Source organism: Streptomyces sp. CAU 1734 (assembly GCF_039888735.1).
Taxonomy (GTDB): Bacteria; Actinomycetota; Actinomycetes; order Streptomycetales; family Streptomycetaceae; genus Streptomyces.
In genome coordinates, this window is the sequence record NZ_JBDQQP010000003.1 from 453,088 (window position 1) to 474,327 (window position 21,240).

The 21,240-nt window shown below is 69.2% G+C and carries 20 protein-coding genes; 10 read left to right on the plus strand and 10 right to left on the minus strand.

Features of this window, described 5'->3' with window-relative positions; translation table 11 throughout:
• Positions 1-25: 25 nt before the first annotated feature.
• The 5 genes from AAFN69_RS08090 to AAFN69_RS08110 form a co-directional block, all read right to left on the minus strand.
• A complete protein-coding gene (locus AAFN69_RS08090; RefSeq protein ID WP_347727639.1) occupies positions 26-898 on the minus strand; it encodes a hypothetical protein in 873 nt (290 codons plus the stop codon).
• Positions 895-3,138, minus strand: coding sequence for a hypothetical protein (locus AAFN69_RS08095; protein WP_347727640.1), 2,244 nt, complete (start codon positions 3,136-3,138; stop codon positions 895-897). Before AAFN69_RS08095 ends, AAFN69_RS08090 begins: the two co-directional genes overlap by 4 nt.
• A 19-nt stretch (positions 3,139-3,157) precedes the next feature.
• Complete coding sequence (locus tag AAFN69_RS08100) at positions 3,158-4,033, minus strand: hypothetical protein (RefSeq protein ID WP_347727641.1); 876 nt, start codon at positions 4,031-4,033, stop codon at positions 3,158-3,160.
• Positions 4,034-4,042: 9 nt separating this feature from the next.
• On the minus strand, positions 4,043-4,768 hold the full coding sequence (locus tag AAFN69_RS08105) for a Crp/Fnr family transcriptional regulator (protein ID WP_347727642.1): 726 nt from the start codon (positions 4,766-4,768) through the stop codon (positions 4,043-4,045).
• Between the two features lie 1,376 nt (positions 4,769-6,144).
• Positions 6,145-6,429 (minus strand): iron chelate uptake ABC transporter family permease subunit, encoded by a 285-nt coding sequence (locus AAFN69_RS08110; RefSeq protein WP_347727643.1) that lies wholly within the window; start codon positions 6,427-6,429, stop codon positions 6,145-6,147.
• 230 nt (positions 6,430-6,659) lie between these two features.
• On the opposite strand from AAFN69_RS08110, the gene AAFN69_RS08115 reads away from it, so the two are divergent.
• The 4 genes from AAFN69_RS08115 (at position 6,660) to AAFN69_RS08130 (ending at position 9,918) form a co-directional block, all read left to right on the plus strand.
• On the plus strand, positions 6,660-7,445 hold the full coding sequence (locus tag AAFN69_RS08115) for a hypothetical protein (RefSeq protein WP_347727644.1): 786 nt from the start codon (positions 6,660-6,662) through the stop codon (positions 7,443-7,445).
• Between the two features lie 279 nt (positions 7,446-7,724).
• A complete protein-coding gene (locus AAFN69_RS08120; RefSeq protein ID WP_347727645.1) occupies positions 7,725-8,480 on the plus strand; it encodes a hypothetical protein in 756 nt (251 codons plus the stop codon).
• Complete coding sequence (locus AAFN69_RS08125; RefSeq protein ID WP_347727646.1) at positions 8,477-8,785, plus strand: helix-turn-helix domain-containing protein; 309 nt, start codon at positions 8,477-8,479, stop codon at positions 8,783-8,785. The genes AAFN69_RS08120 and AAFN69_RS08125 overlap by 4 nt, the downstream gene beginning before the upstream one ends.
• On the plus strand, positions 8,782-9,918 hold the full coding sequence (locus AAFN69_RS08130; protein WP_347727647.1) for a hypothetical protein: 1,137 nt from the start codon (positions 8,782-8,784) through the stop codon (positions 9,916-9,918). The genes AAFN69_RS08125 and AAFN69_RS08130 overlap by 4 nt, the downstream gene beginning before the upstream one ends.
• A gap of 811 nt (positions 9,919-10,729) precedes the next feature.
• Here the strand turns inward: AAFN69_RS08130 and AAFN69_RS08135 are convergent.
• Positions 10,730-11,044 carry a helix-turn-helix domain-containing protein gene (locus AAFN69_RS08135; protein WP_347727648.1) on the minus strand — a complete coding sequence of 105 codons (315 nt, stop codon included), beginning with the start codon at positions 11,042-11,044 and terminating at the stop codon, positions 10,730-10,732.
• 173 nt (positions 11,045-11,217) lie between these two features.
• Between AAFN69_RS08135 and AAFN69_RS08140 the strand changes: the two genes are divergently transcribed.
• Positions 11,218-12,183: an alpha/beta hydrolase gene (locus tag AAFN69_RS08140; RefSeq protein WP_347727649.1), complete on the plus strand. Its 966-nt coding sequence runs from the start codon at positions 11,218-11,220 to the stop codon at positions 12,181-12,183.
• Between the two features lie 74 nt (positions 12,184-12,257).
• On the opposite strand, the gene AAFN69_RS08145 is transcribed toward AAFN69_RS08140, so the two are convergent.
• Both AAFN69_RS08145 and AAFN69_RS08150 read right to left on the minus strand, forming a co-directional pair.
• On the minus strand, positions 12,258-12,824 hold the full coding sequence (locus tag AAFN69_RS08145; protein ID WP_347727650.1) for a hypothetical protein: 567 nt from the start codon (positions 12,822-12,824) through the stop codon (positions 12,258-12,260).
• Between the two features lie 823 nt (positions 12,825-13,647).
• Positions 13,648-14,253 carry a TetR/AcrR family transcriptional regulator gene (locus AAFN69_RS08150; protein ID WP_347727651.1) on the minus strand — a complete coding sequence of 202 codons (606 nt, stop codon included), beginning with the start codon at positions 14,251-14,253 and terminating at the stop codon, positions 13,648-13,650.
• A gap of 93 nt (positions 14,254-14,346) precedes the next feature.
• Here AAFN69_RS08150 and AAFN69_RS08155 point away from each other — a divergent pair, with 93 nt between their 5' ends.
• Both AAFN69_RS08155 and AAFN69_RS08160 read left to right on the plus strand, forming a co-directional pair.
• Positions 14,347-15,333: an LLM class oxidoreductase gene (locus AAFN69_RS08155; protein WP_347727652.1), complete on the plus strand. Its 987-nt coding sequence runs from the start codon at positions 14,347-14,349 to the stop codon at positions 15,331-15,333.
• Entirely contained in the window at positions 15,327-15,884 is a 558-nt protein-coding gene (locus tag AAFN69_RS08160) for a flavin reductase family protein (protein WP_347727653.1), read from the plus strand. The genes AAFN69_RS08155 and AAFN69_RS08160 overlap by 7 nt, the downstream gene beginning before the upstream one ends.
• A 42-nt stretch (positions 15,885-15,926) precedes the next feature.
• Here the strand turns inward: AAFN69_RS08160 and AAFN69_RS08165 are convergent, their stop codons facing one another.
• The gene (locus AAFN69_RS08165) at positions 15,927-16,298 is read right to left on the minus strand and encodes a DUF488 family protein (protein WP_347727654.1); all 372 of its coding nucleotides are present in this window, start codon (positions 16,296-16,298) and stop codon (positions 15,927-15,929) included.
• Positions 16,299-16,491: 193 nt separating this feature from the next.
• Positions 16,492-17,199, minus strand: a complete 708-nt coding sequence (locus AAFN69_RS08170; RefSeq protein ID WP_347727655.1) for a hypothetical protein — start codon at positions 17,197-17,199, stop codon at positions 16,492-16,494.
• 431 nt (positions 17,200-17,630) lie between these two features.
• Here AAFN69_RS08170 and AAFN69_RS08175 point away from each other — a divergent pair, with 431 nt between their 5' ends.
• The 3 genes from AAFN69_RS08175 to AAFN69_RS08185 all read left to right on the plus strand — a co-directional run bounded on the left by AAFN69_RS08175 (position 17,631) and on the right by AAFN69_RS08185 (position 21,157).
• A complete protein-coding gene (locus AAFN69_RS08175; protein ID WP_347727656.1) occupies positions 17,631-18,200 on the plus strand; it encodes a TetR/AcrR family transcriptional regulator in 570 nt (189 codons plus the stop codon).
• A gap of 632 nt (positions 18,201-18,832) precedes the next feature.
• Positions 18,833-19,441 (plus strand): hypothetical protein, encoded by a 609-nt coding sequence (locus AAFN69_RS08180; RefSeq protein WP_347727657.1) that lies wholly within the window; start codon positions 18,833-18,835, stop codon positions 19,439-19,441.
• 372 nt (positions 19,442-19,813) lie between these two features.
• On the plus strand, positions 19,814-21,157 hold the full coding sequence (locus AAFN69_RS08185) for a peptidase (protein ID WP_347727658.1): 1,344 nt from the start codon (positions 19,814-19,816) through the stop codon (positions 21,155-21,157).
• Positions 21,158-21,240 lie beyond the last annotated feature (83 nt).

Genomic DNA, 21,240 nt, shown 5'->3' on the forward strand with positions numbered 1-21,240 from the left:
GGTGCGAGGTCGGTCGGGGAGTTGGTCAGTCCCGGGCCGGGGGCAGCGGACCGGGCTGTACGCCTTCCGGCTCCGGCTTCCCGGGGAGCGGTAGCCCGAACACCCTCATCGCATGTCCGAGATTCCTCTCATTCGTAGCGACGAAGTCGAAGAGGTCGTGCGCCTGATATCGGCTCGCCTGGCTGTCCACAAGCTTGACGAAGTCCTCCACTTGGCGGCGCCGTTGCTGGAACATCTCGCCCACCTCACTGGCGGCCCTGTCCGGCTGCTCCGCCAGCAACACTGCCCAGGGGGTCAACCAGGACAGGGTGTCCTCATCCTGAGGAGCATTCACCAGACCTTCGGCGAGAAAATCCCGCCACTCCTCCGCAGTCCGGCTCAGCAGCCGCACCTGGAGAGCGGACTTCGCGTAGCGGTGCTCGATGGCATGGAGTTCCCGGGCAGCTGCGCGCTGCCATTCCAACACTTCCGGTGCCGGCTGAAGGCGGGCGACCGAGCGACAACTCACCAAACCGTTCGCAAAACACATCTCCGTGCTCAGAGACTTGTTCACAGCGAGCTCCGCCGCCTCCACACGGAACGGCGCGAATTCACGCGCCACTTCACGGACCAGCCCCTCGAGAAGCAGCGGCATCGTGGACTCGTACTCATCGATCGCGAGATTCAGTGTCTCCCCGTCGAACCGGCCCTCGGCACACCAGTCGCAGCGGATACTGACCTGGAAGTCGTAGCCATCACCCTTGGACGGTGTCGTGAAGGACACCAGAGAGCCACGGTGCACGACCATCCTCTCCGGAACGTTCACCGGAAGGCCGGGAAAAGGTGGGGACGAGTCCGGCCGGCCGCCGAAGAGCCGGCGCAGTCTCGAGAACAGCCCGCGGTGTGATGCGCTGGTCATCGCTTCTCCTCTGTGTCGAACGCGTCGTTCACGAAGGCCTCGATCTCCACGGCCGCGTCGTCCTCAGCTAGCTGATGGCTGCCGGTACGGAGCCCCGCTGCCTCAGCTGTGCCGAACTGGTGGCACCAGAGGCGAAGATGGAACCGGAGCTGCTCGCGCAGATCGGCGCCCTTCTCGCCCGGCTCCGGCACCTCGGCGGCGAATTCGGCCACCAGTTCACGGAGCGGTGATCCGGAGTCCCCGGATGGTCCCGTGGGTTCCTCGTCACGGGCCTGTTCGACCCACCGCTTCAGCGCGTTCCAGCCGCACCGACGGTTTCCCTTGCTCTTGCTGAGCAGCACCTGACGTACCAGCAGCATCAGCAGACCCCGAGTTCCCGGGTCCCGCAGAAACCCGGTGACAGCACCCTCGCCACGGATCCGGCTGAGCCGCAGCAGGCATTTCGCGGCGTCGTCCCGCAGCCAGTGCCGAGGCGATCCCGACCAGGCCGTCAGCCGTTCCAGCACGTCGACGTGCGACCCGGCGGCATAGATCTCCCGTACAGCGGCCCACACACTCTTCATCCCGGACTGGGCGATCAGTTCCAGCCCGTCCAGGGCCTCGGCGGGGTACATTGCCCCGATCCGGGTGCCGTACGCGGCCTGGGCACAGGGCTGGAACTCGCGCTGTTGGGACCAGCGGCGCAACAGTTGCCGAACCTGAGGGGCGAGCAGAGGGTCGGCGACGGCCCGCTCCAGGGCCCAGGCGGCGGCGAAGTGCCGGCGTGCGGCGTGATCTCCCTTGTCGGACGCCCAGCGCACGAGCAGTTCCTCGTACACATACGACCAGTCGAAGGCGGCCAGCAGGCCGACCGTCTGAGCGGCCGACACCCGGATGTCCTCCTCATCCTTGTCGACCAGCCCATCCAGCCACTCCAGCAACGGCCCCCGGGCTCCGCTGTGGTCGTGCCAGAGCACTTCCATGACAGCCTCGCCGAGGCCCCTGGGACGGAGCCGCACCCGGCAGCCTGGATAGCGTTCGTCGACCGGGCTCCCCTTGCGGTCAACGAACTCCATCTCCTGTCCGGCCAGCCAGTCCCTGACGCTCTCCACGAACAGTGGCATCTCGGGAGCCAGACTGGGCGAGCGGACTCCGTGCAGCAGTTCCGCCAACCGGTGGGACTCGCGGCTCACCCTGCTGAGTGCCATCCCGTCGAGAACGACTCCGGCCATGAGAAACGCGCGGGACCACAGGGAGACGTCCGTCCTTCGGTCCTCACCGTTCGCGGCCCGGGGCTGTGCTTTGAGCAGTTCCACCGCCCTGCTCCGCAGCGCGGTGGCGAGACCGGACACGATGACGTCGATGTCGTCCCCGCGGTGCACCCGCCCCGCGAGCCCGTCCGCGAGCAGACCGATCTCGTGCAGGGAGCGGTGGCCGCGCAGATCCTCGGTGAGGCCTTCGTGTTCCAGCAGCTTCCGGCATTCCTCGGGGCGGTCGAACAGGAGGGCCGTCAGATGTCGCTCGAACACCTTGAACCGTACCGATTCCCCGCCCTCGTGTTCGATGACGTGGTCCTCAAGACCTGCCGACGGAGCCTGGTCATCGAGAATGATCACTAACGGGGAGCGCACGTATGTCTCCCCGTGCACGCGCACATGGGTTGCTCCGCGCAGAAGGTTGAGCAGCTGGGCACGGAGCTGGGACGCCCATCGCATGCCGTCGCTCTCGATCACATGGCCCTTGCCCGGCTGGAGCCCTCCGTCCTCCTTGAGCAGCCGCCGGAGGCCCGCCTCCGCGTCCAGGACGACAACACCCTCCTTCGCGATGTCCCGCAGGGCGAGCCGCGCCAGGGTGAAGCGGCCGGACCCAGGAGCTCCGCGGAGCACCGCGACTCTGTGTTTCTTGAGGTGCTCGACGAGGGTCTGATGGGTGCCGGGTCGCACATAGCGATCAGTCAGTGTGTCGAACTCCTCCTCCGACACCAGCCCGTCGGCTGGGTCGACGGCCGGCCCCCCGCTCCCGTAGTAGGTCGTCTTGTAGATGGTTCCGGCGGAATCGCCACTGCCGAAGGCGACAGACCGGCCCTTGATCGGACCCTGGACAAAGGTGCTGGGCAGTCCCTGTTGCCGCAGCCGCCTGATGAGATCGGCCTGGTCGTCGTCGGCGTCCAAGCGGGCGAAGGCGGCCTCGCCCTCGTCGGGAGGCGGGGTCAATGGGGGTTCGGCCGGGTCGTTGCCCAGGAGGGTGGTCGGCTCGCTCACGATTTCTCCCTCGTCCCGGTCAGTGCTTCTTGTTGATACGGCGGGCGGCGTCACCGCTGCCGAAGTGGAAGACCCCGTTCTTGTTCCGCTTCACCACATGAGTGGGGGCGGGAGCGGCCACCCGTGCCCCGGGCTCGGACGAGGACTCCTTGACGAGCGGCTCCAGCTCTTTCGGGGTGTGCTCCGGTACATGGATCCAGCCGTAGCCGCTGAACTCCTTCTGGCTCACGTGCACGCGCAGATACCGCAGGGGGTCCAGGCTCTGGGCCTCGCCCCGGAGCCTGACGACGTCCTGGTAGACGCGGTCGGACACGATCAAGGCCAGATCGGTCGACTCCACCCCTGCGAGCACCCGCTTGAGTTGTGGCGCATTGAGATACCGGGCCACCGAGACCGGAGCTGGACCGCTGTATCCGAGGGCGGCGGCCCGGGCCACACCGAAGTCGATGGCCAGCCGGAGCCTCATACGCTCGCTCTCACCGGTGTTCGCGTTGCGTTCGCCGAGTTTGACCGCCAGATTTCGCACGAACCCCCCCAACACCACGAGCTCCGGCGTCTCCAGTGGCAGTACGGCGAACTCTTGGTCGCCCTGCGGCTGCCGCTGCCAGTGGCTGCGGTCCAGTCCACTGAGCATCGCCGCCTCCTCCAGCACGCACACCAGGTCGGCCTGGACAGCCTCCTGACCGGGGGTGTCGAGCCGGCTGTACTGCTCGACATCTGCGGCCATGCACAGATGCCGCGTGATTGTGTCGTCGGTGTGGGCGGCGGAAGGGAACTGCTCCGTCATCGGGACCACCTGTCCGGTGTAGAGGTGTGCTGTAGGGCGGCAACTCTGCCGCCGGATCCGCAGTACACCGAGCAGGTCGTAGAAATACGGATTCCTGGGCCCCGTCACGGGGAGCGGCTACGGACAGTCCGCTTCCAGCCGGGCGGCCGCCCGGAGTCCGTCCAGATCGAGGACTGTGGTGCGTCGGTACCCCGTCGTGACAAGTCCGTCCCTGCGCAGCTCGGCCAGGGCCTTGTGGATCGTCACCTCGGCGGAGCCGGTGAGGGCGGCCATTTCCGGCTGGGTGAGATTGACTCCGATGACCAGCCCGCGCGGTACCCGATGCCCGTACGAGATGGCCAGTTGCGCGAGCACCCGGGCGAGCCTCACCTTGACCGGGTAGGCCCCGAACTCCACCCGGCGCTGGTTCGCCCAGCGCAGTCTGCGGACGACGATTCGGTTGACCGCGCGTGCCGCCTCGGGGTGCGTGTTCAGGAAGAGCCGGAGATCGGACTCACGCACGATGCCGGCCACGATCTCCCCGCACGCGGTGACTGTCGCCGACCTCGGGGCGCCGTCGTCCATGGCGGCCATCTCTCCGACGATGTCCCCGCCGACCCTGATGGCGAGCAATGACTCGCGGCCGTTCTCCAAACTGGCGGTCACCTTGACGAACCCCGAACGCAGGAGCACCACATGATTGGAACGGTCTCCCTCACGGATCAAGGTCTCTCCCGGCACATACCGGCACCGGGTCCCCAGCCCCAGCAGTCCGAGTCGTACGGGCTCCGATAAGCCGCCCAGGAAACTGAGGGCCGGCCACCGCTCCTGATCCTCGGCCTCGATCTTCCGTTTCAAGGACACTCCTCACTCCTCTGCCGCAGGTCCGTCTATGCCTCATCGTTCGGAACTTCGTCATCAGACAAGCAGGTGCCCGCGCTCACCGGCAGAGTGTGGGCATCGGGGAGTTACCGCGCTGAGGGCACAGCACGGCGCACAACGGCCGTCCGAGCGCCCCGGACGCCGGCGTACCGATGGTCCTGGACCGCCAAGGGGCAAACTCAAGGGTGGCAACGGAACGCCCTGGTGGCCGCAGAGCCACTCGGGATCCTCCCTGGACACGGACGGTGATGCCCCCGGCTTACGTGATCGGCGGCAGCCCGGGGCCGCGACGTGGTCCGGCCAGTCCGCGGCCGTTCAGCGTGGACGTGCCACAAGGAAATGGTGTTCTGAGAGTTCGGTTACGGTGTGTCCGTTGCGGCGGTTGCCGGAGTCGTCTCGAGGTTGGGAATTGCAGTCAGAGCCCAGGAATGGAAGTCACGGCGGTCTTGTTGGTCGACGTGCCAATGGAGTCCGGCGCGAACTGGTATGCCGCTCTCGGCGTTGGTCTCGACGACGAGGAGGCGGGAACTGCGACGATCGGTCCGGTGATGGTGGAGTCCGATGAACTCGCCTCCGCGGAGCCCGGTACAGAAGCCGACCAGAGACCAGGCCCAGAGCATTCTGGACGGAATTCCGCCGCATGGCGCACCGTGTGATCTGGCCCGTCGGAGGATCTCCGCTTCGGAGAGGCTGGGTGGTGCGCGGCCATCCGTCGGCGGTTGCCGCCGTGCGGCCGGCGGCGCCCGCGTTGCCCAGGGGGGATGACGAGAGGGCTTTCCGCCGCGGGGTCCGTGATGATAGGGCAGGCGAGCCCGCCGGAGAGTTCGTCGACCGGCCGGGCCGAGAGCGGGGTGATGTCCGTCGCCTCCATGATCCGCACCACCGCGGCCTTGTCCTGCGCCCACCACTGTGTGATCAGCCGCTGGTGGGGTGACGGCCGCAGGCTATGAGGCGGGCGACGGTGATCCCGTGCGGGGTAACCGAGGTCTGCGGAGGCAGGCCGAGCACCCGGGCCACTTCCTTGTACCGGTACGAGGTTATGGCCTTTCCTTCCGACCCGGCCCGGTGGTGGGTTTGAGTGGTCTGGGCATGCCCCTGAGGAGATGGACGTGCCGCAGACACTGGGACCGACGATGACAGGCGACGATGGTGTGTGCGTCGATGCGGAGCGACCAGCGGGAGGCTCGGGAGAGGAGGTCCGTTCTGCCGAAGTCGACGGCTTGGCCACTCACAGTCCGCTCGCCTTCTTGCGGCGGCGTGGGAGCAGGATGAACACGAGGATTCCGATGATCGCGGTCACGATACCGACCTGGAGTTCCTGGGGGTAAGGAAGATTCAGCCGACCGCGTCGGAGACGATCAGCAGGCTCGGCGTGCGGACGATGGTGTAGAGGGTGATCCAGCGCTGGTCGGGTTCGATGAACCAGCGGACGAGACCGACACCATCAGGTCGACGGAGCCGATGGGCCCGGCCGTGCCAGTGGCCACTCCGGCGAGCAGGGTGACGACGACAACCACCACGATCTGGGTGCGGCTTATGCCCGCGTCCAGGGTCCGGGCGAGATCGTCGCCGAGTGCGATGGCGTTCAGAGAGCGGGTCGCGAGGAGGGCCAGCACCGGCTCCGTCGCGATGAAGGTGAGCACGGCCGGAAGATGTCCCAGTCGCGATCGGCGAGCGAGTCCACCACCCAGTCGCTCATCGCGTCGAAGACCTCGGGATTCAGCAGGGCGGCGGCGGAGGAACCGAGTATGCCAGTCGCGAAGAGTCACCGCCACAAACCCGCATTAATGCGGGATTCTTGAGCAACTCGGACTCTTGTGAGCACAGTTGGCGTGTCCCGCAACCAACGAATGCTGGAAGGTATCGAGTTCTCGTGAATGAATACTTCTCTCCCCGGCTGCTGGACACCGTCCCGCAGCGCCGGCTCTGCCTGGCGGCGGATATGGAGCAGTACAGCTGCCTCGACACCCGGGCTCAGTCAGCCGCTCAGTATGACCTGATCGGGCTGCTGGACGAAGCGGCGTCGCTGACCGGATTGAACCGCGCGGCTTGGGCTCGCCAGCCGCAAGGCGACATGGAGTTCTCCGTTCTTCCAGAAGCCACACCGGAAGCCACCGTGCTGGGGCCCTTTGTGCAGAACCTCAACACCCGCCTCGGATCCCTCAACGCCCGTGCGGCCGCTCCGCGCGTGAGGCTGAGGCTGGCCATCGGCACAGGTGTGGCCGCTGACGCCGCTCTCGGGTACGCCGGGCCCGCCCCGGTCGCCGTGGCGCGCTATGTGAACGCGCCCCAGCTGAAGGCCGTGCTGGCCGCTCTCACCTCGGCCGATCTCGCTGTCATTGTGTCGGACAGCCCGTACCAGGACGTTGTGCGGTTCGGTCACACCGGCCTCGACCCGGCGCAGTACGTTCGTGCCCACGTGCGGGTGAAGGAGTTCGGAGGCTACGGCTGGATCTGTGTGCCGGGCCACGGGCCGGACGACGTGCGGCCGGCCGTGAAGAACACACGAGAGCCACTGTCGTCGCGGGGCGGCCGTACCAGTCGGACGACGCTCTCCCAGCACGTTCACCAGGGTGTTGCCGTGGGCCGGGATGTCACTGGAGGCCTTGATGTCGGGCTGCCCGAGATCCCCCCGTCGGTCAGCCCTGGGCGCGCCTGATGACGGCCCCGTGCAAGGCCGCGCTCCGGCTCGAAGGAGGCACCTCGCAGTGGGCGGACTACGGGGTGAACGTTGGCCACGACGTTCACGGCGGCATTCACATCCACCCGCCCGCTACCGCACAGGGGCCGCTCTGGCTCCAGCCCGAGGCAACACGCTTCATCTCGCTGACGTGTCACGCTGCTGTGAGGTCAGCACTGACTGCCCTTCCGGGCGCCTGCGAGCGAGCTGCTGCGGCGCTGTCATCTGCCGCCCTGATGGATCCGGAATGGAGAAGCGATGACCAGGTCTGACGCGAGCGGTGTGTTCGCCCTGATCGAAGGAGCCCTTCAAGCGGTACCCGACTCCGTGCGGCGGCCTCTCACGGTGACTGTCGAGCATCTTCCGGTAGAGCTGTCCCCGGAGGAATGCAGGGAGGTTCTGTATGGAGCGCGACGTGACGAGGTGCTGCGGACGGCGATCTGGCGGCAGGCGGTCACTGAGGTTCGGCGGGAGCCAAAGAGTGGCGACGACACGGGACGGTTGCTCGTCGTCTGGCTGACGATTCCCGGCTTGTACCGGAACTTGCACCGGATCCTGCGCCAACTGAGGTTCGAGCGAGCCGACCTTGAGGCGGAGGCTGTCCTGGCCGTACTCACCACCCTCGAAACGGCGGATCCGGACCACCCGGACACGGGCGGCCGAATGATCAAGGCGGCGGTGAACCGCATGTGGGCCCATGCCCGCCGCGTCACGCGTGAAGTTCCTCTCGTGGACACCGCCCGCTTCACCGAGGCCCGCAACGCCACAGCTCTGCCGCACGAACAACCGCAACTGACCGAGGAATGGGAAGTGCACATTACGCCCCCGCCCCGCCCCGATGGATTGGCCGCGACCCTTCGCTTCGCCGAGTCGCGCACCCGGCTCGAAGGAGAGCGGATCGGGGCGCTTGCGTACCACGCCGGTTTGCCCGAGGTGGTCCTCCGGGCCCGCCGTCATGAGGAGGCCGAGCTCATCGGTACCTTGGTTCTGCGCCCTGCGGGAGCCCGGCGGTGAACGCGCGGTCCGGCCCGCCTCTGAGCTTCGCAGAGGCCTTCGACCTGCCCTTGAGCGTAGACCTGCGCACGGCCGCCCGAGCCTTCGGTGTCTGCCCCGGCACGGCGTACAGACTGATCCGTCTCGGTACCTTCCCTTGCCCCGTGCTGCGGGTGGGCGGGCGCTACCGCATTCCGACCGCGCAACTGTTGCGCTCTCTCGGCATTGAAGAGCGGCCCGTGTACGCCGCCGATCTGGAAACCGGCGCCGCATATGCCGACCGGTTCGACGACACTCGCCCCTACGAAGTGGAGCATTTCGCATGATCGCGTCAAAGGCTCTTCGGCCGCAGCCCGACCGGCCCCGGATGTGCTTCGTCGTTGGCCCCATCGGCGATCCGTACGCTGCGCACGGCAGCCCCGAGCGTGAGGCGTACGAGCATTACCTCGGAATCTTTGAGCAGGTGATCGCCCCCGCCTGTGAGAAGTATGAGATCACCGCAGTGCGCGCGGACGGCATCGCGCACGCCGGCGACATCAACGAACAGATCTGCAGGCATGTCATCGAGTCCGATCTCGTCATCGCGGATGTCAGCGGCGGCAACCCCAACGTGATGTACGAGCTGGGGCTGCGTCATATCACGGGCAAGCCGACAATTCACATTGGGGAAGCCGGACAACTGCCCTTCGACATCGCGTCGATCAGGACCATCCGGTACCAACGGGCGCGCAGCCACCTGGCAGGCGCGCGCAGGGAGATCGAGAGCGCTCTGGAAGTTGGAATCCAGGATGGGTTCGAACTCCTCACCCCGGCGAGGGTGCTGCGCGGATTCCAGACCGACGACGGGCCGTTGTCCTCCGAGCGGAGCGGTGATGCGGAGGTCGCAACCGAGGACGACTCGCCAGGGATATTGGACGATTTCGCCGCCATCGAAGACGGACTGGATCACATGACGGCGGACTTGGACGCGATGAGGAAGACGGTCGAGGCGATTGGTGCACTGACCGAACAGAGTACTGCTGAGATGATCGATCTCACCCAGGCGAATGCGCCCGCGAGCGCGCGGCTCGCGGCAGTGGCTCGGTATGCGGATTCGCTCAGCGCCCCTGCCGGGGAAATGAACTTCATTGCTGGTGAGTTCGCGGAACGGATGACGAATCTGGACAGTGGAGTGAGAGCCGCGCTGAGTCTCGTTGAGACGACTCCGCCCGACGAGCGCGGTGTGGAAACGGAAGAGTTCCTGGTACAGCTCGTGGCCTTGGACAAGTCCGCTCAGGCGGGTCTGTCACAGATGGGCTTCCTGGGTGCGTCTGCGGAACGCCTCGTCCGTGTGAGCCGCCACCTCCGCAAGCCGGTGAAGGACATTTCTCTCGCGGCGAAGCGGATGACCTCCGCCATCACGTGCATGGGGGAGTGGGCGGACAAGGCCCGTTCTCTGGCGCAGGGCACCACTGAGTAGAAACCGCCTCGGCAGGGACCCGGGCTCCTGAGGTCCGGGTTCTCTGTGGCAGCGGCCGCCCAAGGGGTGGAACGGCGGGCCGGCCCGGCGGGCTCCTCCACGCTGACGCCCATCACCAATCTCACACAATTGACAATCTTGGAGGAGGTTCCAAGTTTCATGCGGGTGAAGGAGCGCAAGCTGTGACCTCGCGAGGGGGTTGTGCTCCTTCTCTCCCGACCGGGAGTTCGGTCGAGCTGCGTTCATGACAAATGCGGGAAGCTCGGACTGGTGTCACGGTATCTGCTGTCCGGGATGACAGTGGCGTGTCGGACGGCTCACGCACTTCGTGGCCGCTGCATGTCCGGGCACAGGTCGGCCGCGGTTCAAGAGGGTTGTCCACGGCTGGTACCGTTCCCATCCAGTTTCGCAAGCGCAGCACGATGACTACGGTGCAGCGATGATTTCCGCGCTCACCACATCGCGCGAAGGCGCCTGGTCCGACGTGCGCGGAGGCTCTGCCCACCAGGTGGGGGCACGCTGATCGGGCAACAGCCTCAGTGGATCGCAGATGCGGATTGTGCACACAGGCAGCGGGATTGGGCGCGGGCGGAGGCCCCGGAGGGTCGTACTAACAGCGCCATCGTGTGCCGTCGGGCGTTGTGACGGCGGTGAGGCGGTCCCCGGCGTCTCACTCGTACCGCACCGCCGTCGAACCCTACTGCGGCGGTACTTGTCGCTGAACGGTCCGCCCGCGCAGGGCTGATTTCCAGCGCGCACCGCGCCGCGCGCCCCGGCGATATCGCTGAGGTGATCCCGTGTCGGCCCGCGCCTACGAGAGGGTTGCCGCCCGGTCGGTGAGGACGATGTCGAGCAGGCCGGGAAAGCGGGCGTCGAGGTCGTCGTGGCGCAGGGTGAGGAAGAATTTTCGGCCGTCGCGGCGCAGCCGGATCACGCCGCTCTCCCGGAGTATGCGCCAGTGGTGGGTCATGCTCGACTTCGGCACATCGCGCAGGATTTCGCCGCAGAACCGCTCCTCGCCGTTGGCCAGCGCCCGCGCGGCCTCCAGGCGGACGGGGTGGCCCAGCGCTGCCAGGACGTCGACCAGGCGGATGTCCGAGGTCTCGGGGTGGTGCAGATCCTCCATGGCCTCACTGTACGTGAGCCTCGTACGGATGCCGTGGGCCCATTGACAGTGGCCACTGAATAGTACGAAGATCTCGTACAGTTGATCGTACGAGATCTTCGTACAGTGTCTCCGTGTCTCCGTGTCTCCGCGTGACCCTGCCGCCATGGGCGGCTCATCCCTGGAGGACTTTCATGCCCGCGTCTCCTGTCAACTCGGCCACCGACTCGCTCAACGCCCCTCCGGGCGGGCCGTTGAGCGACGACGCCCTCGCCCGCCGGCTCGGTCCCGGATTCAGCAGCCGTCATGCCGAGGTCAACGGAATCCGGCTGCACTATGTGGAAGGCGGCACGGGGGAGCCGCTGATTCTGCTGGGCGGCTGGCCGCAGACCTGGTGGCAGTGGAACAAGGTCATGCCCGAACTCGCCCGCCGGTACCGGGTGATCGCCGTCGACCTGCGCGGCATGGGCGGCTCCGGCAAACCCGATGGCGGCTACGATAAGAAGACGATGGCCCGCGACATCCGCGAACTCATCCGCCACCTCGGTCTGGCCGAGGCGAGCATTGCCGGACATGACATCGGTGCCATGGTGGCCCATGCCCACGCGGCCAACCACCCCGAGGCGACCACCCGCGCCGTCCTGCTGGATGTCGCGCATCCGGACGCGAGCCTCTCCGCGCTCACTCTGCTCCCCGGCCCGGACCAGCACACCGGCTCGGTCGTCGAGGACGGTGACCGGACCTATCTGTGGTGGTTCGCCTTCAACCAGATCAGGGGCCTGCCCGAGCGGCTGCTGGAAGGCCGTTTCGGGAGCCTGGTGGACTGGCTCTTCACCTACATGGCGCACGACCCGGACAGTCTGGACGACTTCTCCCGCCAGGTGTACGCGCGGGCGTACGCCACTCCCGAGGCCGTCCGGGCCGGGAACCGCTGGTACCAGGCGTTCAACCATGACATCGCCGACGAGCGCACCTACGGGCCGGTGACGGTGCCCCTGCTCGTGCTCGGTGGTGACCACAGCAACTACGCGTATCTCCGCGACCTGATGCCCGCGAAGGGGACGGATGTGACCGTGCGGGAAGTCGCCGACTGCGGCCACTACATTCCCGAGGAGCAGCCCCGCGCGGTCATCGATGCCCTGACCGCCTTCCTGGGCTGACACCGGGTGCCCCCGCCCCGCCCCCTCCGGTGCCGGCCCGCCCTCAAGGTGCCGCGGGGGCCGGCGTCCCGGCGTCAGAGCAGTGAGGCGAGGAGCCCGGTCTCCGGTGCCAGTACCCCGGGCTGCCCGAGGGCGCGGAAGTCCGCCTCGACCGCTGCCAGGTCGAGGACGCCGGCGCGCACGGCGCGGTACCGGACGATCGACCACAGGAAGACATCGAGGTTGTCGAACTGCGTGTCGGCCTCGATGACCTCCTCTTCGTGGAACCACACCGCGACCCGGCCGCTGGTGAGCACGACGTAGTAGTTGCCTTCTCCATCGGCGCCGATGGAGAACACGTCGTCGGAGGACAGCTCCGTCTCGTAGTCGGAGTCGAGAATCCCGCAGTCGTTGGCCTCGAAGTCGAAGGCGTACGACCAGTCGTATATGTCGAGACACTGCGGCAGGGACCCTGAGCGAACGCTGCGGTCGAAGGCGGCCAGCGCGGTCGCGGCGCCGGGCGGGAGCTTGGCGAGGAATGGTTCGACCGGGCGGGTCGACGCCGGGATGTCGACCCGCGACTCGTCGGGAAACCAGCGCGCCAGGTCGCTGTGCAGCTCCCGATGCACATACCCGGTCAGTTCATCAACGGTGAGAGGCATGGGGTGAGGCTAAGGGATCCGCGATCGGCGCGGTGACCGCCCCGGACAGGTGGGAGTACCGCGCCCCGGCTTCCCGCGCACGTCGTCGTTGTGGGCCGGTACGAGGTGTGGTGAGGGCCGGCCCGTTCGCCGTGCCGCGCCGCCGTGGAATCTCACCGTCACCGGTTCGACGGGAGTGGGGCTCCGCAGGGCGGTGTCCGCCTGCCCGGAGGTCATGAACGCCACCCGGGCAGGCCGCGGCGCGGGCTCGGCGGGCTGGACGGAGCGCTGGGGCCCATCGCGGCCGGGGTGGTGGCCGGCGCTGCGGCGGGAGCGCGGGAGTGGGCCCGGCCGGCGATCGAAGCGCCGGCCGGATTGGTCTGAGCGGCTGCCCGGCATGACGGGCTCTCGTTCACCGGACGGCTCAGGCGCGGGGCCGAGGCTTGCGGTGTCCTGTGGGGAAGCGCCCTGCCGGGGGCTTCTGTCGCCTCGGGAGGGGTGGCTCAGGTCCCCGAGGAGGCGCCGGCCGCCCTCACCCCGCACTCCGGGCAGGCCCCGGACCCTCTCCGGCTGAAGAGGTGTCGGTAGAGGGTCACTTGGCGCCGGGGGATGCCGCAGAGTGTCATCTCATTCGCCAGGGCGTGTTCCAGAGCCGGGGAGCCCGTCTCGCGGCACGCGGTGAAGCGTGTCGACGCGGGACGGAGTGCGGAGATGAAGGACCGGGGGCGCCGGCCGGGCTGAGGCATGGCGGTCAGCCTCGCACATCGCCGGGGAGACCGGCAGTTGGTGGCGTGGACCCTCTCTTCGCCGGTGCATGCCCCGGCTGCGGACCGCCCGGCCTCGCTCATCCCCGGGGCGCCGCCCTCACGAGTTGGGCCAGATGGACGGCAGCGTCGCGGAGGGGGGCGTCGTCCGCGGTCACGCGGCTCAGGAGTTCGGCGCCCTCCAGCATGCTGATGACCGTGCCGGCGAGGGTGTGGGCGGCCGCCGGGGTGATGCCGCTCTCCGTGAGTCTGGCCGTGACCAGGTTCCGCCATCCGGTCAGGGCCAGGGTGGCGGCTTCCTGGAGGCCGGGGACGCGGCCGATGGTCTCCAGGGCGGTGACCGCGACCGGGCAGCCGTCGCTCCACTCCGACCGTCTGAGGTCGTCCGCCAGCAGCAGGGCACAGGCGGCGGCGGCCTCGGCCGGGTCGGGGTCCGAGGCGAGGCCCTTCGCCAGCATCTCGCCGAATTCGCGCGCGCCGTGGTGCATCGCCTCGATGGCGAGCTCCTGCTTCCCTCCGGGGAAGAAGTGGTAGACGGAGCTGGGGGACGCCTGTGCGGCTCCGGCGATCCGTTTGACCGAGGTGCTCTCGTATCCCTGCCGCTGAAGCAGGGCTGCCGTGGCCCGGATGATCCGGAGGCGGGTGTCGCCGTCGGACGGGCGGTCGCGCGGTGTGGTGGCTGCCATGCCCCGAGTCTACTGGTTGGAACGTTCAGTCCAAAGTTGCCCTATGCTCTGGACTGAACGTTCCAACCAGAGCGATGGACAGGTGTCGAGTCGATGAGCACAGCAGTGCCGGCCTCCTCGTGGGAGAGCCACCCCGGATATGCGCGGATGTTCGAACCCGGGAAGCTGACGGTGGGGCTGTTTCTGCCCCTGTGGCCGTACGCGGGGGCCATGGCGGGCATGCGCGGCCAGACGGATGTGGTCCGGCTGGCCGAGCGCGGGGGTTTCGCCGCCGTCTGGGTGCGGGACGTGCCCCTGGCCGACCCCGGCTTCGGTGACGTGGGGCAGGTGTACGACCCGTGGACCGCCCTGACCTGGCTCGCGGCGCACACCTCCCGGATCACCCTGGCGTCAGGGAGCGTGATCTTTCCCCTGCGACACCCCATTGACCTGGCCAAACAGGCGGCCTCCGTGGACCAGCTCAGCGGGGGCCGGCTGGTGCTCGGGGTGGCTTCCGGCGACCGGCCGGTGGAGTTTCCCGCGTACGGCCTGGACCACGGGGCGCGCGGTGCCCGGTACCGGGAGACGGTCGAATCCTTCCGGGCGCTGCTGGGGGAGGAGCGGCCCGGCGGGGTGAGCCTGCTTCCGAAGCCGGTGCACGGCCGCATCCCCCTTCTGATCACCGGGTCCTCCCGGCAGTCACCGCTCTGGATCGCCGAACACGCCGATGGCCGGCTGGTCCACCCCGGGGCCACCTCGGCCGCTGACGGCCCCAGGGCTCTGGGGGAGCGGATCGGGGCGTGGCGGGAGCTGATACCCGGCGGGGAGTTCCGGCCGGTCGCGACCAATGAGTGGATCGACCTCCACGAGGATCCGGACCATCCGCCGACCCCGCTGCGCGGCGGCTTCGTCCTGCGCACGGGCACGGAGGGGCTGCTCGAACTGCTCGGCCGCTGGCGGGACGCCGGGGTCAATCACGCGGCCCTCGGGGTTCAGCACGGCAGACGCCCGGCGGCGGAGGTGGTGGCGCAGCTCGCGGAGGAGGTCGTACCGCGCTTCCCCGCCCTCGCGGCGCCCGCGCCCCTGGCACCCGCGTGGTGACCCCGCCCCCGGAAGCCCGTGAGTCCGGCGCGTTCCGCGACGCCATGCGCCTCTGGGCGACCGGCGTCGCGGTGGTCACCACGCAGAGCGAACAGGGCCCGCACGGCATGACCGTCAACTCCCTGCTGTCGGTGTCACTGGACCCGCCCACCGTGCTGATCTCCCTGAAACGGGGCAGCCGCACCGAGGGTGCCATCCAGCGGACCGGCCGCTTCACCGTGAATGTCCTCGCCTCGGGGCAGCAGGCACTCGCCGGCCGTTTCGCCCGGCGCCGTGTCCCCGGTGCCGGGGAGTTCGCGGGGGTGCGCCACCGGCCGTCCCCCGACGGCGGCGGGCCGGAGCTGGAGGGGAGCGCCGCCGTCCTGGCATGCCGTACGACACGGAATGTGGAGGTCGCCGATCACACCCTGATCGTGGCGGAAGTGACCGGCGTCCGGCGGCTGCCGGCCGATGATCCCCGCGGACCGCTGCTCTACGTGGACCGGGGCTTTCGCGATCTCGCCGGACGCCCTCCGGGCGAGGGTGCCGCGACGGCCGGATCACCGCGGTGAGCCGCCCCGCGGGAGACACTTGCTGTACGGTGCCGGCCTCGCTCACCCGCCCCGCCGCCTGAGGTGGCCGACGAGGACCGGGACATGGCTGTGCTCCGGATCCTTGACGGCGGTGACCAGGGTCACCGCGGAGTCGCGGGCCAGAACGAGCAGTCTGTCCACCGCCGCGGCGGCCTCGGGTGCGGCCAGTTCCTCCTCGTAGCGGGCCCGGAAGGCGGCGAAGTCCAGCCGGCCGGCGTGGTAGGCGGTGCGGAGATCGCCCGAGGGCGTCGCGTCCTTGAGCCACTCGTCCACCGCGGCCCGCTCCTTGGACAGGCCGCGCGGCCACAGACGGTCCACCAGGACCCGCCGGCCGTCGGCGGGTTCGGGCGAGTCGTACACCCGGCGTACACGGAACTCGGGACCCGAACGCATGGTGTGCCTCCCGGGGTACGGCGATGACCGGCCCGCGCCCGGTATGCGGGCCTGGCCCCGCAGGGGTGATGGCCGATGGCGTTGTGGCAGGTCAGGGGCGGACCTGTCACGGTGAACGCTATCCCGGGAGCGGCCGGTTCCGGGGCGGCGAACCGCCGCCGGTGGTGACTGCGCCCCGTGCGGGCGCGGATCGTCACACCTCGGGAGGGCCGGCGGGCGGAGTGCTCGCCGCCTCCTCCCGGGCGCGCAGAACGGGACGTCCCTCCAGGAGTGCCCGCCGGATCGCGTTGACGGCGAGAAGGTTTCCCGGCTCGGTGAATTCGGGCAGCACCGCGTCCACGGCGCTGCCGACCCCGGAGTCCGGACCGAAGAGGTGCGGATCACCGCAGGGGCCCCGGACCGAGCCGTTCTCCGTCAGCAGCCGTGCGCCGGGTGGTACGGGGGTGAGGATGTTGCCGCGCCACCCCGCCTCGATCCAGGTGCCGGCGGTGAGGTCGCCCCCGACGATCAGGGTGGCCGCGTCGGTCAGACAGGTCAGGAGAATCTCCCCGGCGTCCAGCGAGCCCGCGACGACGAGCCCCGCGTCCGCCGTGCAGACCAGATTGCCCGCGTGGACGGATCCGGTGATGTGGAGGCAGGTGTAGAGGTCCAGGTTCAGGAGATCGAGGGTCCCCGTGACCCGGAGATCGCCCGCGATCACATGGAGCCGGTGACTCCGCCCCCGCAGGGAGAGCGCGCCGTCGACGGTGAGGTCCCCGCGGTGGACCAGCGCGTCCTTCGCCAGCCCTCCGGCCAGATCGAGCGATTCGAGTTCGGCGGTGTCGACACCGAGCTCCTTCCGGGCATCCGCCACGGGCATGGGGCGCCAGTCGGCCCCGGGTATCGCGAAATCCGCGCTCATACACGCCTCCTGCGCTCGTGGCGGGAGCCCGGCATCGCTTCCCGCACCCGGCACCCCGTACCGCCGCACAGAGTAGAACTCCCCACTGACAACGGTCCCGGCGCGACGCGTCGGAGACACTCTCCTTTGCGCTTGCCCGCAGGGCCGGGTGCGCCCGGCCCGGTGACGGAGATGAGACTCCGTGGGGGCGCGGGGGTCAGCCGGCCGTGTGGCGGTCGGCGGTGACGATCACGCGGGTCACCTCGTCCGGCCGGCGTGAGGTGGCCGAACGACTGACGGCCGGAGCCGTCCGCGAAGGCTCCGTGGACGAGGAGGAACGAGGGCTTGCCGGCGGGGGAGGCGGTTTCGTTGTGCGCGGTGCTGGTCACGGGTCCTCCAGGGAGACGGGAAGGGGGAAAGAGGTAGACAGAACGGTCTGTTAGTGTCAAATCATGAGTGAGAAACCGTTGCCCGCCCGCGAGCGGATCCTGGGTGCGGCCCTTCGTCTCTTCTACGAGGAGGGCGTCCGTGCTGTCGGAGTCGACCGGCTGATCGCCGAGTCGGGGGTCACCAAGGCGACCTTCTACCGCCACTTCCCCAGCAAGGAGGAGCTGGTGGTCGCCTATGTGGAGAGCATCGACCGGGACATCAGGGGCCTGGTCGGCAGCGCCCGGGCCCAGCTGTCCGCGCGCTCCGCCGTCGAGGCGTTCTTCAGCGGCCCCGGCGGTGTCGGCGACCAGCTGTGCAGGCCGCGCTTCCGCGGCTGCCCCTTCCTGAACGCCGCCGCCGAGCACCCCGACCCCGCGAATCCCGTCTCCCGCGCCATCCGTGCCCACATGGACTGGCTGCACGGCCAACTGCTCACCCTGCTGCGGGAATCGGGCCATCCCGCCCCCGAGCCGGCCGCCGACCGGCTGATGCTGCTGCGCCACGGAGGCATGACCCAGGTGCAGTTCATGGAACCGGCCCATGCCCGGTCCGTCCTGGACTCGGCCGTACGGGATGTTCTGACCGGCCGCTGAGCCGGTCGCCGATGCGTTCTCCGAGCCGTCCTTGGCTGATCCGCGCCGGGACCACCTGGCGGGACGAGCCGGCCGGACTGCTCGGCAGGCTGACCGATCAGGAGCGCCGGGAGCTGTCCGGTCCGGTACGCGACCGGCCGCTCGCCCCGGGCCGCCGCGTACCGCGGCGGTCTCGTCCCGTACGCCCCGCCCGCGCCGCGCGGCCCCGGTCGGGAGCCGTTCGATCGCCGGGCCCGGCGGTGGCTCCCGTCCATGGGCGTCACCACCTGCGGGGGCCGGACACGGGCCGCTCACCCGACGTGATGCCGGCGTACCTCTCGCCACCGCGCGAGTCCTCACTGACGGCCGTGGTGAAGTCCTGCCGGAGTGCCGGCCGCTGTCCCCTCTCGGCCCCCTTCAGCGGGGTGTTGGAGTGGATGTGTGCTCTGTGTGGTTTCGCGGCGCGCGCGCGCGTCAGAGGCGTGTGGGCGACAACTCCCAACAGTGCCCACAGGGCGAGAACATCAGGGCGTGAGGCAACCTTCCGCGCCCGCGTCTCCTCTCCTGATCCGACGAACCCGTCGAGTGAACACCCCACCGCGCAGGTGTGGTTGGGTGTTTCGCTCTCGCCTGAGGTGAGGAAGAGCATGAGAATGAGAACCGGTGTTTCCGCGATGGTCGCCGCCGCGAGCGCGGGCGTCCTCCTGGCGCCGCTCCCGGCTGCCGCCGCCCCCGACTCCACCCGCGGGCCCCACTGTGTCGTCAAGGTCGACACCGGGAAGTCCACCTGCTACGACACCTTCCGCGAGAGCATCGCGGCGGCCACCGGCGGCCGGATCACCGATGCCCCTCTCACGCCGCAGAAGGCCGCGAAGGACAAGAAGTTCCTCGCCAGGCTGGACGCGTCCGCCAAGGCCGCCGCCAACACGTCCACCACGCGTGCCGCCGCGTCCGCGCGGATCGGCGGCTGGCTCTTCGAGCACGGCTGGTACGGGGGCCGCTCCCTGGCCCTCTCCATCAACGCCGACGACTGTGTGCACGACGGACGCTGGGACGGCGGGATCGACTGGCTCGGCCCGTACGGGTTCAACGACATCACCAGCGCCGTGATGTCGGCGGGAGACTGCTCGGTCGAGCTCTACACGGACGGCTACTACCAGGGGTCGAGCACCAACTACGGCTACGCGGAGTGGGTGGGAAGCTTCATGAACGACAAGGCCAGCGCCGTCCGGCTGAAGGCGAACTTCGAGGTCGTGCGCTGAGGCCGGTCCGCTGGATCCGGCAGCCGTAGGAGTCCCGGTAGCCCGGTAGCCCGGTAGCCCGGAAGCCCTGGGAGGGCTCGGGCGTGAGCATCCGTGGTCCGCCCGCGATCGAGAGGGAGCGGGCACCCGCGCTCCGGTGCGCCGCCCGCTGCCACCGCCCGGCGAACCGGGCCGGCGCGCACGGCGGTGCGGACAGGTGCGCCTCCAGCCGGACACGTGGCGTGTCGATCCGGTGGCGGAGTGTCGATGTCCTGTCGGGAGAGCGCTCTCTCCGGCCCGGACCCCTCCCCCTGAAGTACCCGGTATGGCCGTCCGGACGTGGACGGCCTGCCCACAACCCCCTGTGAAATGAGGAAGAGCATGAGATTGCGTATGAGCGTCTCCGTGTTGGTGGCCGCCGCCTGTGCGGGTGTGCTGATGTCCCCCTCCCCGGCCGGGGCGGCGCGAATACCGGAGGGCGGTTCCGGCGCGCGGGCCGCCTCGGGTGCGGTGGACGACCCGGGGGCCGCGTTCTGGGCGAAACACGAACGGGTCGGCGAGGTGGCCGACGCGTTGGTCGCGGCGTCGCGGAAGCAGGCGCGGCAGGGCGGTTACGCCGGACTGGTGACGGCCCCGGAGAAGTCGTCGATCACGCTGTACTGGAAGGGCCGGGTCCCGGCGCAGGTGCGGGCGGCGATGAAGAGCGACCGGCGGGTGGCCGTGAGGACCGTGTCCGCGCCGTACACCGAGCACCAGCTGAAGGCCGCGCGGGATCGTGTCGTCCGGCAGCGGGCCGCGCTTCCCGGCCGCCTGACCTCCGCCGGTCCCAGCCCCGACGGCAAGGGACTGCTCATCGGCATGGCCCCGGAACGGGGCAAGACGGCTGCCGCCCGGAAGGCGGCCATCGCCCGCGACGTGACCGGCATCACGGGCGGCGTCGCGGTCGCTGCGGTGTCCTACTCCTCACCCGCACCGGCCGTGGGCAAGGCGAGCGATGACACGGCCCCCGCAGGGGTACGTGCCACGGGGAGGAATGCCCAGCAGGCGTACGGCGGTGCCAAGTGGCAGACGCGCAGTGGGGGATCCTGCTCGACCGGGTTCTCCGTCCGGTACTCGGGGTCGACGACGAATCGGATGACCAGTGCCGCGCACTGCGGCAGTGTCGGCGGCGCGGCCCACAGCCCGGAGCGGCCCAGCAGCTACCCCTTCGGCAGGATCGAGACGCTCCGCCACAACCGGGACGTCGGTGTCATGAAGGCGGAGCAGAACGGAGCCAACAGCTTCTTCCAGCCCGCCATCTGGTGGGGTCCATGGGTGGGCAATCCGTCCGGTCAGACGACCCGGCGGGTGGCCGGTGTCCACAACAACCACGTGGGACAGCACGTCTGCGGGTCCGGCGCACCCTCGGGCACCACCTGCGGCATCAGGATCGACGCGACCGGGCAGACCATCCGGCTCAATGGCTTCCCGGATGTGGAACAGGCGGTGCAGGTCAGCAAGCCGACCGGCCAGCCGGTCTGGGGCAACGGTGACAGCGGTGGGCCCGTCGTCCAGCCCAGCAGCCTCGGTGTCGCCTACGCCAACGGAATCATCTCCGCGCTGAGCAGCTCCTCGTCCAACTCCGCGCCCTGCCAGGGGGCCCCGGCGGCAGGCAGCCGCAAGTGCTCCAGCGTGGGCTGGTACGCCGCCTTCGACAGTTTCCTCTCGTATGAGGGGCTCAACCTGCTCACCCAGTAGCCGGCGCTGACGCCTGCCCGGTTCCGGGTTCGAGTGAACCCGGAACCGGGCGGGCGGCGACGCGTCGGCGCCGGGCGGCTCCA

What these genes read in the sequence shown, in the direction of transcription:
- AAFN69_RS08090 (WP_347727639.1), bottom strand. Translation starts at nt 898, where the DNA reads ATGACCAGCGCATCACACCGCGGGCTGTTCTCGAGACTGCGCCGGCTC.
- AAFN69_RS08120 (WP_347727645.1), top strand. Translation starts at nt 7,725, where the DNA reads ATGACCAGGTCTGACGCGAGCGGTGTGTTCGCCCTGATCGAAGGAGCC.
- AAFN69_RS08130 (WP_347727647.1), top strand. Translation starts at nt 8,782, where the DNA reads ATGATCGCGTCAAAGGCTCTTCGGCCGCAGCCCGACCGGCCCCGGATG.
- AAFN69_RS08135 (WP_347727648.1), bottom strand. Translation starts at nt 11,044, where the DNA reads ATGGAGGATCTGCACCACCCCGAGACCTCGGACATCCGCCTGGTCGAC.
- AAFN69_RS08140 (WP_347727649.1), top strand. Translation starts at nt 11,218, where the DNA reads ATGCCCGCGTCTCCTGTCAACTCGGCCACCGACTCGCTCAACGCCCCT.
- AAFN69_RS08145 (WP_347727650.1), bottom strand. Translation starts at nt 12,824, where the DNA reads ATGCCTCTCACCGTTGATGAACTGACCGGGTATGTGCATCGGGAGCTG.
- AAFN69_RS08150 (WP_347727651.1), bottom strand. Translation starts at nt 14,253, where the DNA reads ATGGCAGCCACCACACCGCGCGACCGCCCGTCCGACGGCGACACCCGC.
- AAFN69_RS08155 (WP_347727652.1), top strand. Translation starts at nt 14,347, where the DNA reads ATGAGCACAGCAGTGCCGGCCTCCTCGTGGGAGAGCCACCCCGGATAT.
- AAFN69_RS08165 (WP_347727654.1), bottom strand. Translation starts at nt 16,298, where the DNA reads ATGCGTTCGGGTCCCGAGTTCCGTGTACGCCGGGTGTACGACTCGCCC.
- AAFN69_RS08170 (WP_347727655.1), bottom strand. Translation starts at nt 17,199, where the DNA reads ATGAGCGCGGATTTCGCGATACCCGGGGCCGACTGGCGCCCCATGCCC.
- AAFN69_RS08175 (WP_347727656.1), top strand. Translation starts at nt 17,631, where the DNA reads ATGAGTGAGAAACCGTTGCCCGCCCGCGAGCGGATCCTGGGTGCGGCC.
- AAFN69_RS08180 (WP_347727657.1), top strand. Translation starts at nt 18,833, where the DNA reads ATGAGAACCGGTGTTTCCGCGATGGTCGCCGCCGCGAGCGCGGGCGTC.
- AAFN69_RS08185 (WP_347727658.1), top strand. Translation starts at nt 19,814, where the DNA reads ATGAGCGTCTCCGTGTTGGTGGCCGCCGCCTGTGCGGGTGTGCTGATG.